At 53.2% G+C, this 12974-nt stretch carries 6 protein-coding genes; 4 read left to right on the top strand and 2 right to left on the bottom strand.

The features are described from left to right. Nucleotides 1-185 precede the first annotated feature (185 nt). The 4 genes from hrpB (at nt 186) to acnB (ending at nt 10258) form a co-directional block, all read left to right on the top strand. Nucleotides 186-2660 (top strand): ATP-dependent helicase HrpB, encoded by a 2475-nt coding sequence (hrpB, locus tag ACSTTG_RS03935; protein WP_438473842.1) that lies wholly within the window; start codon nt 186-188, stop codon nt 2658-2660. Between the two features lie 12 nt (nt 2661-2672). Continuing rightward, complete coding sequence (gene mrcB / locus ACSTTG_RS03930) at nt 2673-5060, top strand: penicillin-binding protein 1B (protein ID WP_438459136.1); 2388 nt, start codon at nt 2673-2675, stop codon at nt 5058-5060. A gap of 38 nt (nt 5061-5098) precedes the next feature. Beyond that, nucleotides 5099-7417 (top strand): patatin-like phospholipase family protein, encoded by a 2319-nt coding sequence (locus ACSTTG_RS03925; RefSeq protein ID WP_438473841.1) that lies wholly within the window; start codon nt 5099-5101, stop codon nt 7415-7417. Nucleotides 7418-7660: 243 nt separating this feature from the next. Next, nucleotides 7661-10258, top strand: a complete 2598-nt coding sequence (gene acnB / locus ACSTTG_RS03920) for a bifunctional aconitate hydratase 2/2-methylisocitrate dehydratase (protein ID WP_438473840.1) — start codon at nt 7661-7663, stop codon at nt 10256-10258. Between the two features lie 179 nt (nt 10259-10437). Here acnB and ACSTTG_RS03915 read toward each other — a convergent pair whose 3' ends face one another. After that, the gene (locus tag ACSTTG_RS03915) at nt 10438-11568 is read right to left on the bottom strand and encodes a glycerate kinase (RefSeq protein WP_438473839.1); all 1131 of its coding nucleotides are present in this window, start codon (nt 11566-11568) and stop codon (nt 10438-10440) included. A 17-nt stretch (nt 11569-11585) separates the two neighbouring features. Then, nucleotides 11586-12851: a GntP family permease gene (locus ACSTTG_RS03910; RefSeq protein WP_438473838.1), complete on the bottom strand. Its 1266-nt coding sequence runs from the start codon at nt 12849-12851 to the stop codon at nt 11586-11588. Between the last annotated feature and the right edge of the window lie 123 nt (nt 12852-12974).

Genomic DNA, 12974 nt, shown 5'->3' with positions numbered 1-12974 from the left:
CTGAATTCAAAGGTGGTTGAGCATTACGCCAGCCCGGTCTTCGCAAGGTCCCGTTTTTCGCAAGGTTATAGTTCTCACAAGGTTATAGTTCTCACAAGGTCTTGGTAAGGTCTTAGCAAGAGAGCTGCATCCGTGCTGACTTAGAGTTAGAATATCGGCAAACATTACATCACAGGAATCGTGAGTTGTCACAACTACCTATCATCTCTGTTCTGCCGCAACTGCTTGAGGCGGTAAAGCAATCTGCCCAAGTGATCCTCAAAGCGGCCCCTGGTGCCGGTAAGTCCACCTACTTTCCCCTTAAGTTGCTAGAGCAGCACCAAGGCAGTGGTAAGATCATCATGCTCGAGCCTCGGCGTCTTGCGGCGAAAAGCATTGCCAGCTACCTCGCGGCGCAGTGTGGCCAGAAAGTCGGTGAGCAGATTGGCTATCGGATCCGAGGAGAGAACAAGGTCAGTCGTGATACCCGGCTTGAGATTGTCACCGAGGGGATCCTAACGCGGATGATTCAGTCGGACCCTGAGCTGACGGGTGTGGATGTGATTGTGTTCGATGAGTTTCACGAGCGCAGTCTACACGCTGATACGGCGCTGGCGCTCAGTCTTGAGATCCAGTCGGCGCTGCGTGATGACCTAACTTTAGTGGTTATGTCGGCAACGCTTGATGACGAAGCGCTGCAAACGCTCCTGCCCGATGCGCGCTATATTGAGTCGCAAGGGCGCGCTTATCCCGTCGAGCATCGCTATCGACCACTGACCGCCAATGAGCGTCTGACCAACGTGATGAGCGCTCAGATCCAGCAGTTGATGACTAACCAGTCAGGCTCGCTGTTGGCCTTTTTGCCAGGCGTCGCGGCCATTAAACAGGTGGAAAATCAGCTGCGTGAGTCCGGCCAGCTAAGCCAAGATATCGACGTGTTGCCACTTTATGGCGCCTTGGACTTCAAACAGCAGCAACAAGCGATTGCTCCCTCAAACAACGGGCGGCGCAAAGTGGTGCTGGCAACCAATATCGCGGAAACCTCGTTGACGATTGAGGGCATTCGCATGGTAGTGGACTCAGGTCAAGAGCGAGTCGCGCGCTTTGACCTCACCACTGGGATCACTCGTCTGGAAGAGGTACGTATCGCTCAATCGTCTGCACAGCAACGCAGTGGCCGCGCTGGACGGTTGGAGCCAGGTGTGTGCGTGCGCCTCTACTCCGAGACGCAGATGGCCTCGCAGCCTCTAGTGCCATCACCCGATATCCTCCACTCCGATCTAGCCCCTCTGGCGATGGAGTTGCTCAATTGGGGAACGCAAGACCCGAGTGATCTGTTGTGGCTCGATACCCCAGCACCAGCAGCAATGAATCAGGCATACGACCTATTAACATCGCTTGGGCTGATTGATGCGCAGCGGCGTCTGACCTCGATGGGTAAGCAGGCTTATCAACTGGGGCTAGAGCCTCGTTTGGCGAGTATGCTGCTGCAAGCCAAAGCTCAGTCAGCTGAGTTGCTTAATGAGGCGATTGTTGCGGCGGCGTTGACGGAAGAGCCGGAGCGTAATGTGGTTGACCTTGGCCATTCGCTGCATCGCTATCAATCGGGGCGTCACGACAGACAATCGCTGCTCAAGCGGCGTATTGACAGTCTGGCGCGTAAGCTCGACACAACAATCAACCCTAATCAGTTGACGGAGGCAGGCTTGGCGCTGGCACTGGCGCATGCTTACCCTGATCGCATCGCGCAAAAGCGTCGCCGCGATGGGCAGGAATACCGCCTCGCCAATGGACATGGCGGTCAGGTGTACGATCCCACGTTGTTTGCTGAGCCAGGGTATGTTGTGGCTGTGGATCTAATGCGCACCAGTGGCCAGGCGAGTGTGATCCAATTAGCCTGTCGCCTCGAAATGGATGAACTCGAGGCACTCGCTCCCCAGTTAATGACCGTTAGGGAACAGGTTGACTGGAGTGAGAGCAAGGGGCGTCTTGTTGCCGAGCGACGCACGTATCTAGGCAAGTTGATTATACGAACAGAAGCTCTGCCTGAGCCTGATAAGAGTCAAATGGCTCAGGCACTCCTTAGCTACGTGCAACGTAAAGGGCTTGGGGTACTCAATTGGAATAAAACGGTTGAGCAGCTTCACCAGCGGATATTATGCGCGGTGGATTGGCTGCCGGAGCAAGCATGGCCTGCTATGGATAAGCCCTCACTCATAAACGAGGTTGAGCAGTGGCTGATGCCTTATCTAAATGGTATTAATAGCGTTAAGCAGCTGGCACAAGTCGATATCCAAGCCGCCTTGCTGGCGCGCCTTGGTTGGCCACTGGATCAGCAGCTCAATGAGTGGCTACCAGAGAAAATTATTTTACCCACGGGGCGTGCTCAGTCGTTATATTATCAGCAAGGACAGGAGCCGATGCTCTCGGTGAGAATGCAGGAGATGTTTGGTGAGCCGCAATCGCCAACGGTGGCGCAGGGGCGAGTGCCGGTAGTGATTGAACTGCTATCGCCCGCACAACGACCTCTGCAGATCACCAAAGACCTAGCCGGTTTTTGGGCTGGCTCCTACAAAGAGGTGCAAAAAGAGATGAAGGGACGCTACCCCAAGCATGTGTGGCCAGATAATCCTGCTGCGCACCAAGCGACCACCAAGACCAAGCGTCAATTGGGGAAATAAAAGACGAGAATCATGAGCGAATCGAATAAAAAACCGCCTGCAAAGCGCCGCACATCGGCCGCGAAGAAAACGCCAGCCAAGGCCAAGCCCGCAAAACGGACCACTTCGCGCACCAAGCCTGTTGGTAAGCGAGGCAGCAAGCGCAACTGGCTCGGTTCATTGTGGTCTCTGTTTTGGAAGGGCTCATTGGCCTTGGTAGCCGTTTTGGCTGTGGTGGGGATCTATCTAGATACCCTAGTGCGACAAAAGTTTGAAGGGCAGTTGTTTGATTTGCCGACCGTGGTGTATGCACGCGTCTTAACCCTGACACCGGGCCAAGAGTTTGGCATTCAAGAGATGCGCAATGAGCTCGATGTGCTCAATTATCGAAAGGTCGCCACGCCGAGGTATCCCGGAGAGTACTCATCCTCATCGACACGAATCGAGCTGATACGGCGTGGCTTTGAGTTCACCGATGGCAAAGAGGGTGAGCGCCATGTGATGCTGCATTTTAACGACTCACAGTTGGAGCGCATCCAATCACTCGATCGCGGTCGTGATCTTGGCTATCTGCATATTGACCCTAAGCTGCTTGGTATGCTGGAAAATAACGTCGATGAGCAGCGACTGTATCTCAAGCGAAACCAGTTCCCGGATATTATGGTTGATGCCTTGTTAGTCACAGAAGACCGCCACTTCTATCAGCACGACGGTGTGTCTCCCATCGCCATTGTGCGGGCATTCTTGGCCAATATTAAGGCGGGGCGCACGGTGCAAGGGGGGAGTACCCTGACGCAACAATTGGCGAAAAACCTGTTTCTCTCCAGCGATCGCACCTTGTGGCGCAAGCTTCGCGAGGCGTATATCGCCATCTTACTTGACTATCGCTACGATAAAGACCAAATCCTAGAGGCGTATCTTAACGAGGTCTATATTGGTCAAAGTGGTGGCCAGGCCGTGCATGGATTTGGTCTTGCCTCTCGATTGTATTTCGGCAAACCTCTCCAAGAGCTGCGCATCGATCAATTGGCGCTGCTGGTTGGGATGGTCAAAGGGCCATCTTACTACAATCCAATTCGCTTCCCTGAGCGTGCCAGACAGCGCCGCGATTTGGTGCTGCGCCTAATGATGCAAAATCACCAGTTAACCCCGAGCGAATATGAACAGGCGGTCGGTCGATCACTGGATATTCAGGATAATCCACGCGTCGCGAGTCGCCAGCCAGCCTACTTTCAACAGGTGAATCGCGAGTTAAGCGAAAAGGTCGGCAGCGCATTTCGCTCTGGTGTTGGGCTGCGAGTCTTTACCTCGCTTGACCCGGTCTCACAAACCAAACTTGAGAAAGCAATTGCGACTAAGGTCCCTGAGCTTGAGCGCGTTGGTGGCGATGGGCTTGAGGGAGCAGCGATCGCCGTCGATCGTCAAACGGGCGAGATCCGCGCTATGGTGGGTGGCAAGCGCACCGGCTATGATGGCTTTAATCGTGCGCTCAACGCCAGTCGTCAAATTGGCTCATTGGCCAAGCCTGCGGTGTATCTCGCTGCCCTGTCCCAGCCCTCTGAGTACCAGTTATCGACCACGCTTGAGGATAAGCCTATTACCTTGCGTGGTAATCAGGGTAATGAGTGGAGCCCGAGAAACTACGATCGCCAGTTCCGTGGTGAGGTGCCGCTTTACGAGGCGTTGTCTAAGTCACTCAATGTGCCCACCGTACAGCTTGGAATGAAGCTTGGCCTGCCTAAAGTGATTGATACGTTTGAAAAGCTTGGGGTTGATCGCGATGAGATCCGTGAGGTGCCCTCGATGCTGCTTGGCTCGTTTACCCTTACGCCATATCAAGTTGCCCAGATGTACCAAACCCTGACCAATAGTGGGCGTATCGCTCCGTTGTCAGCCCTACGCTCGGTAGTGGATAACGATGGGCGGGTACTGTTTGATTCGCTGCCACGCGTCTCCAAAGCCGTGCCTGAGCAGGCGGCGTGGCTGACCACCTACGCAATGAAACATGGTGTGGTTAGTGGTACTGGTCGTTTTCTTCATTCTCAATTCGCGTGGGCGCAACTGGCGGGTAAAACCGGCACCAGTAACGATACGCGCGATAGTTGGTTTGTTGGGGTAGACGGGCGAGAAGTGACCACGGTTTGGCTGGGTAGAGATGATAACTTGCCGACCAACCTTACCGGCTCGAGTGGTGCTCTGCGTGTGTATGCTCACTATTTGGACGATCGAGTGCCACAAAGGTTGGTTTTGCCCTGGCCTCAAAAGCTCTCAACGGTTGGGTTCAGCCGTGAAAAGAACGGCGCACTAGCGTACAACTGCCGCAGTGAGTTCAAGCTGCCGGTATGGGATCCGGAGGGACGATTTAAGCAAGGTTGCGAATCGAATCCAATTGGGTGGTTGAAAGGGCTATTTTCCCGCTAGAATGTAATTTGCCATTTAATCACATACATAGGAAAGATATGTTTCGACGCCTGCTGCTCAGTTGTTCTCTGATAAGCGCTTCAAGCCTGGCTTTTGCCTCATCAAATGTGCCTGATACAACCACAGATACGGCACAAGCACGGCCGAAAATAGCCCTAGTGCTTGCCGGTGGTGGTGCAAAAGGGGCGGCCCATATTGGGGTATTGAAAGCACTTGAGGAGATGCAGATCCCGATCGACTACATCACAGGCACCAGCATGGGCGCCTTTGTCGGCGGCCTCTATTCGACAGGAATGTCGGCAGATGAAATCGAGAGCTTTATCTACAGTGTCGATTGGAATGGCGGCTATCGCGATCGAATCGAGCGCAGTGAGCGGCATATTCGCGATAAAGAGCATGAGGACAGATACACCATCAATCCACAGATGGGCATTGGCTGGGGTGAGTTTCGTGCTCGCCGCGGTATAGTTCAGGGGCAGGGCATGCTCAAACTGTTGCGAGAGACCACGGGTAACGTGGCCAAGCTTGACTCGTTTGATGAACTGGCGATCCCATATCGCTCGGTGGCAAGCGATATTGTCGAGCTAGAGCCTGTCGTGATCGATGATGGCTTTTTGGTCGATGCTATGATGGCCAGTATGTCGGTGCCTGGTGCTCTGCCGCCCTATGAGGTGGATGGGCGGCTGCTGGTGGATGGTGGCGTGACCAATAATATGCCAGTAGATGTGGCTTATGAGATGGGCGCCGATATTGTCATTGCCGTTGACATTAGCAGTGATTATAAGGACCTCGATGAGTTTACTAACTTATTCACGGTTGCTGATCAGCTCTCGAATTATATGGTACGCCGCAGTACCAAAGAGCAGAAGGCGCTGATGCGAGAAGATGATATCTTCCTGCGTCCTGAGGTGGGCGATATGCAAACCACCGAGTTTGAGCGCATGCCACATGCCTTCAATAAGGGGTATCTCATCGCTCAGGATCAACGTGAGCAGTTGCAGGCGCTGTCTGTTTCTGGTGAAGAGTTTCAGGCTTATATCGATCTTAAACAGGCAAGAAGAGCCGAGCTTGCCTTTGGTCATCAGTTGACGATAGACCAAATTGAACTCAACAATGATTCACACTTTAGTGATGAGGTGATCAATAGCCGACTTAAGATCCCGCAAGGAGAAGCGATCAGCTTTGAGCAGCTTGAGGAGAGTGTCGATAGTCTATATGCCTTAGATCGTTTTGAGCTGATCTCCTACGAGTATGAACAGCGCGATCAGGAGAACGTGCTGCAAATCGACGTGCGCGAGAAGAAGTGGGGTCCTAACTACCTGCGCTTGCGTTTCTTCCTCGAAGATGATTTTGACACCACCAGCCAGTACGCGTTGGGGGCCTCGGTCAATTTTACTGATATAAACCGTCATGGTGCTGAGCTTACCACCAGCGTAGAGATGGGGACCGATAAGCTCGCCGCAGCGAGTTTTTATAGCCCGCTAACCTCGAGTCTGAACTGGTTTACAACAGCCGATGTCACCTATACAGAGCAGCAGCGAAATATGCCGATCGATGTTGATACTGATAGTATTCCAGACCCTGGCCTTGATGCAGTTGATGACTTTGTTCCTGTCACCTATCGCTCGTTGGAAACAGAGCTTGCACTGGGTTTTCAAGGGGAGTTGTGGCGCCGTTTTAAAGCCGGTGGTCGCTATACGGTAGGTCGCACCGATTTCACTACATTAGGCTCGGCGGGAAAAGTTGAATTCGATCGGGTCGGAGCGTTTGTTAACTTTCGACTCGATACCCTCGACAGTCTCGCGCTGCCAACGCGTGGTTACTATTTCGATATAGAGTACCTGTACTCGATCGATTCACTTGAGCCACGCAGCAGCTTTGATTTTATTGAACGTGTTAAAAATGATGAGGTGCAAGAGTTCTCGGTTGAGATGATCGGGGCCCACAGCCACAAGCGCCATACCATAGTCGGTAATCTTGACTACGGCGTTGTGCATAACGCGAAGGGAGAATTTCCTGTCGTGCCGAAAGAGTTGGGTGGCTTTTTGAAGCTATCAGGTATCCCACGTAATAGCCTGATTGGCAATAACTTAGTCTATGGCAGTGTGGTGTATCGTTATCGCTGGTTTGACAACGATTTTGGTATGTTTAAATCGCCGGTTTACCTTGGTGGGTCATTAGAGTACGGGGGAGTGTGGAACGATACCGATTTAGAGTTCTACAACGCAGATCTCTACGGCGCTGGGTCTATATTTGCAGGGGTCGACTCGCCAATTGGACCGATTATGTTTGCTTATGGTCGCACCGAACAAAATAGGGATTCCGTATACCTGATCATCGGCACTTCATTTAAGTAAACGGTCAAAAAAACTGCACCTTTGCCACAACTTGCTATGTTGGTCAAGCTGATGAGATTTTAATTTTGCGTTAAATTTGCTATCTTACGTCCCACAGTTTGGCCTCTTCGACGCTGTTCATCCAAATTTTGCAGTGACCACAATCGATTTGAATGAGCCAAAGGCGATGGAGAAGCCAAGTTTTCCAAGGATGTCCACTCCTATTCTAACTATAAGGATGGACCGCAATGAGAGGAAATAGTCGTGCTTGAAGCCTACCGTAAACACGTCGCAGAGCGTGCTTCTGAAGGAGTTGTCCCTAAACCATTAGACGCTGAGCAAGTGGCGGCACTTGTTGAGTTGCTAAAGACTCCACCCGCAGGTGAAGAAGAGTTTATTCTTGACCTACTTGAGAATCGTATCCCCCCAGGTGTTGATGAAGCCGCTTATGTGAAAGCTGGGTTCCTCACTGCTGTCACTAAAGGTGAGGTCGAATCACCCCTAGTAAGCCGCGAAAAAGCCGCCAAATTACTTGGCACCATGCAGGGCGGTTACAACATTGAGCCTCTGATCAGCCTGCTCGATGACAGCGAGCTTGCGCCGATTGCCGCTGAAGCCTTGTCGCATACTCTGCTGATGTTCGATGCATTCTACGATGTTGAAGAGAAAGCCAAAGCAGGTAACGCGCTGGCTAAGCAGGTGATCCAATCTTGGGCAGATGCCGAGTGGTTCCTATCTAAGCCAGAGCTGGCAGAAAAAGTTACCCTAACCGTATTTAAAGTCACTGGTGAAACCAACACCGATGATCTCTCTCCAGCCCCTGATGCTTGGTCGCGTCCAGATATCCCGGTGCACGCTCTAGCGATGCTGAAAAACGCTCGTGAGGGCATCAACCCTGATAAGCCGGGCGAAATCGGCCCAATCCAGCAGATTGAAGAGCTGAAAACCAAGGGTCACCAACTGGTTTATGTTGGCGATGTAGTCGGTACTGGCTCATCACGTAAATCGGCGACTAACTCTGTGTTGTGGTTTATGGGTCAAGATATCCCATGCGTGCCGAATAAGCGCGGTGGCGGCTATGTCTTAGGCGGTAAGATTGCCCCGATCTTTTTCAATACCATGGAAGACGCGGGCGCGCTGCCAATCGAGGTTGACGTGACTAAGCTCAATATGGGTGATGTGATTGACGTCTACCCGTACGAAGGCAAGGTATGTAACCAAGAGACAGGCGCCGTACTGGCTGAGTTCTCCTTAAAGACGGATGTACTGATTGATGAGGTACGTGCTGGTGGTCGTATTCCACTGATCATTGGCCGTGGCTTGACCGATAAAGCGCGTCAATCGCTTGGCCTTGAGCCATCGGACGTATTCCGCAAGCCAGGTGAGGTTGCTGACTCTGGCAAAGGCTTTACACTGGCGCAAAAAATGGTCGGTAAAGCGTGTGGCGTTACTGGTATTCGCCCAGGCACTTACTGTGAGCCGAAAATGACCACCGTTGGCTCGCAAGACACCACCGGCCCTATGACCCGCGATGAGCTAAAAGATTTGGCTTGTCTTGGTTTCTCTGCTGATTTGGTGATGCAGTCGTTCTGTCACACCTCGGCCTATCCGAAACCGGTTGATGTGAATACTCACCACACCCTGCCAGATTTCATTAAGAATCGTGGCGGCGTCTCGCTACGCCCAGGTGATGGTGTTATCCACTCTTGGCTAAACCGCATGTTGCTGCCTGATACGGTAGGTACGGGCGGTGACTCGCATACTCGTTTCCCATTGGGAATTTCTTTCCCTGCTGGCTCTGGTCTTGTCGCCTTTGCGGCGGCAACGGGCGTTATGCCTTTGGATATGCCTGAGTCTATCTTGGTGCGCTTCAAAGGTGAGATGCAGCCAGGGATCACGCTACGTGACCTTGTGCATGCCATCCCTTATTACGGCATCAAGCAAGGCCTACTAACGGTAGAGAAAGCCGGTAAGATCAACGAGTTCTCGGGTCGCGTACTAGAGATTGAGGGCGTTGAGCACCTTACTGTTGAGCAAGCCTTTGAGCTATCAGATGCCTCGGCTGAGCGCTCGGCAGCGGGTTGTACCGTGAAGCTTTCACAGGCCTCTATCGAAGAGTACCTCAACTCGAACATTACCATGCTTAAGTGGATGATTGCTGAAGGCTACGGCGATCGCCGTACCATCGAGCGCCGCATCGTCGCGATGCAAGAGTGGTTGGACAAACCTGAGCTGATGGAAGCTGATAGCGATGCGGAATACGCGCACGTGATTGAGATTGATCTAGCGGAGATCAAAGAGCCAATTCTTTGTGCGCCGAATGATCCAGACGATGCACGTCTGCTATCTGAGGTGCAAGGCACCCAGATTGATGAGGTCTTTATTGGCTCGTGTATGACCAACATTGGTCACTTCCGCGCGGCAGGTAAACTGCTCGATAACTTTACCGGTCAACTCGATACACGCCTATGGGTGGCGCCGCCAACTAAGATGGACCGCGATCAGCTTACCGAAGAGGGCTACTACGGTATCTTTGGCCGCGCTGGGGTACGCATTGAAACTCCAGGCTGTTCACTGTGTATGGGTAACCAAGCTCGCGTGGCAGAGAAGTCGACGGTGATGTCTACCTCAACACGTAACTTCCCGAACCGACTCGGTACGGGCGCGAACGTGTACCTATCTTCAGCAGAGCTGGCCGCCGTCGGCGCTATCATGGGACGCATTCCTACTCTTGAAGAGTATCTAGAATACGCTCAGCAACTGGATGCAACTGCCGCCGACACGTACCGCTACCTAAACTTCCACACGATGGAGCAGTACACGAAGCGTGCTGAGGAAGTGATCTTCCAAGAACCGGCTTAAGCCCAGAGGCGAGATCGCTGCGCTGCGAGAGGCGAGAAGCGAGTGTTTTATTTCGCGCTATGAGTCTCTCGCTCCCCTGTAGGTTAACGCTTGCCCTTATTCCGAGCCCCTTTTTTGAGGGGCTCGGTCGTTTTATTTTCTGAGGACTTCTCGCCTCTCGCCTCTCGATTCTCGCCTCTTCATTTCAATGAATAAAGCGCAGCCACATTGCGCGCTGTTAGCTCAATGTTCTGTGCCGCCTCTGCTAGCGCGGTGGGGAGGTCGACGGCGGCGTTGACTACGGCGAAGACGGCGTCGATGCCGTGTCGGTGGACAACGGCGCAGTCGCTGGCTAGGCAGCCGGCGATGCCGATGACGGGGAGGTCGTATTTCTTGGCAGTGCGCGCTACGCCTATGGGGGTTTTGCCGTGGATGGTTTGGCTGTCGATGCGGCCCTCACCGGTGATCACCAAGTCGGCATCGGCGATGACCTGATCAAGGTTGACAGCATCCATGACGATGTTGATGCCTGGGCGAAGCTCAGCACCGAGTAGGCCAACTAGGGCGGCGCCGAGGCCACCAGCCGCACCTGCGCCTGGCATGTTGATGACATCGCGATTAAGTTGGGTTTTCATCAGCTCGGCGTAGTGGGCGAGGTTGCTATCAAGCTCAGCGACCATCTCTGGCGTGGCGCCTTTCTGTGGGCCGAATACCTGTGAGGCACCTTTAGGGCCACATAGCGGGTTGTCGACATCACATGCGACTTCTAGGCGAACCTGGCTCAGGCGAGGATCTAGGTCGGTTAAGTCGATGTTGGCGAGATTTGCCAACTCGCCGCCACCAAAGCCCAGTGCTTGTCCGTGCTTGTCGAGCATGCGAATACCGAGCGCTTGAGCCATCCCTAGACCACCATCATTGGTGGCGCTGCCGCCAATGCCGATAATGATATGCTCAACGCCTTTATCTAGCACCGCTTTGATCAGCTCACCGGTACCGAAGGTAGTGGTTTTAAGTGGGTTACGCTTATCAGGCTCAACCAAGTGCAAGCCTGAAGCGGCGGCCATCTCAATAATGGCCGTCTTACCATCGCCGAGCAGACCGTAAAACCCTTCGACCTCTTGACCTAAAGGACCCGTCACTGGATGGGTGATGATGCGACCACCTGTGGCATCCACCAAGGATTGGACAGTACCCTCACCCCCATCAGCCATGGGCAGTTTGATGTATTCAGCCTGCGGAAAAACCTGTCTAAACCCGGCTTCAATCGCTTGAGCAACGCCCATAGCAGTGAGACTTTCTTTGTACGAATCTGGAGCAATTACAATTTTCATTTCAATACCTTAAGACGTTAAACAAACAAACCAAATACACCAAACATCATCACAGAGACAAAGGCGATCATCAGACCCACCGCCGACTCATAAGGAATCAGCTTGAGGCGCTCGCGGATATCCATGTGCACCGCACCACCAGTGGCATGAAAGAAGCTGCCGTGTGGCATATGGTCTAGCACCGTCGCACCCGAGTGGATCATTGCAGCACCGGCCAGGGCGGGTACGCCGAGCTCGAGAATAGTGTGGCTAAACACGCTGGCAGCAACCGCTGTTCCTGCGGTGGTTGAGGCTGTCGCGAGTGACATCATCGCGCCAGAGATAGGCGCAAGCAGGAATGACGGCAAGCCAGAGGCGGTTAAAAGATCAATTAGGCCATCTTTGAGTGCTGAATTGGCGACGATGCCCGCCAGCGTACCCGTGCCCAGTAGCATGACGGCAACAGGCGCCATGCGGTTAAGACCGGCAACGGCAAAATGATTGCTGTCTTTGAAACGGCCCATTACTACTGCGCCAAGCAGGCCACCCAGTGGTAGAGCGATCAGGGGATCGACATTGATCCCTGCGATTGGACGCAGGGCCAGCAGGGCAATAGCCACCAATGGAGCGACGATCGCCGCGCCAAATGCGGGTAATTGGCTGTGGTCAACGCTAACCACTTCTGACTCAGCCACTTTGTTACCCTTGTTCACGAGGCGCTTAGCAATCACGTAAGCCAAGAACATGCCGCAAAGGCCCGGGATCACGCCAGCTGCCATGACCGAGGTCAGCGGGACATCGAACGCATCTGCAGCAGCGATGGCATTTGGGTTAGGTGACATCACGTTGCCGGCTTTGCCCCCGCCAACCATCGCTAACAGGATGGCGGTTTTTGACAAGTCTGCACGGCGGGCAATCGCCAGTGCAATCGGCGAGACGGTGATCACTGCAACATCAACAAACACGCCAACAGCGGTAAGGATCATGGTTGCTAGCGCTAAAGCGAGTAGGGCGCGAGTCTCGCCGACTTTCTTGACAATCGTTTCCGCAATCGAAGTCGCGGCGCCAGACTCAATCAGCACACCCGCTAGCACACCAGCGGCAAGGATACGCAACACGGCCGTCACAATACCTTGTGCACCACCAATCATGAGTGCAACGGTGTCGGTCAGTGATATCCCACCAACAATACCGCCAATCAGGGCACCTATGATCATGCCATAAGCGGGTGGGACTTTTTTCAGGATAAGGGCGATAGCAACAACCAGTGCTGAGAGCGCGCCAAGGGTAGAGACTTCGATCATGTTCTATTTTCCGGGTAAAGCGAGTAATGATTTTTCGCCAAATATAGGGTTAGACGCGCAGTGAGTCTTTAGTCGAGCGGACAAATAAACATCGGTTGAGAGGGGTAATATTTGTGCATTTGC

Origin of the sequence: Vibrio glycogenivorans (assembly GCF_051660965.1) — a bacterium.
Lineage (GTDB): Bacteria > Pseudomonadota > Gammaproteobacteria > Enterobacterales > Vibrionaceae > Vibrio.
The sequence above is the reverse complement of the archived record's forward strand: the minus strand, read 5'-3'. Positions and strand labels throughout refer to the sequence as shown.

What these genes read in the sequence shown, in the direction of transcription:
- ACSTTG_RS03910 (WP_438473838.1), bottom strand. Translation starts at nt 12,851, where the DNA reads ATGATCGAAGTCTCTACCCTTGGCGCGCTCTCAGCACTGGTTGTTGCT.
- ACSTTG_RS03925 (WP_438473841.1), top strand. Translation starts at nt 5,099, where the DNA reads ATGTTTCGACGCCTGCTGCTCAGTTGTTCTCTGATAAGCGCTTCAAGC.
- mrcB (WP_438459136.1), top strand. Translation starts at nt 2,673, where the DNA reads ATGAGCGAATCGAATAAAAAACCGCCTGCAAAGCGCCGCACATCGGCC.
- ACSTTG_RS03915 (WP_438473839.1), bottom strand. Translation starts at nt 11,568, where the DNA reads ATGAAAATTGTAATTGCTCCAGATTCGTACAAAGAAAGTCTCACTGCT.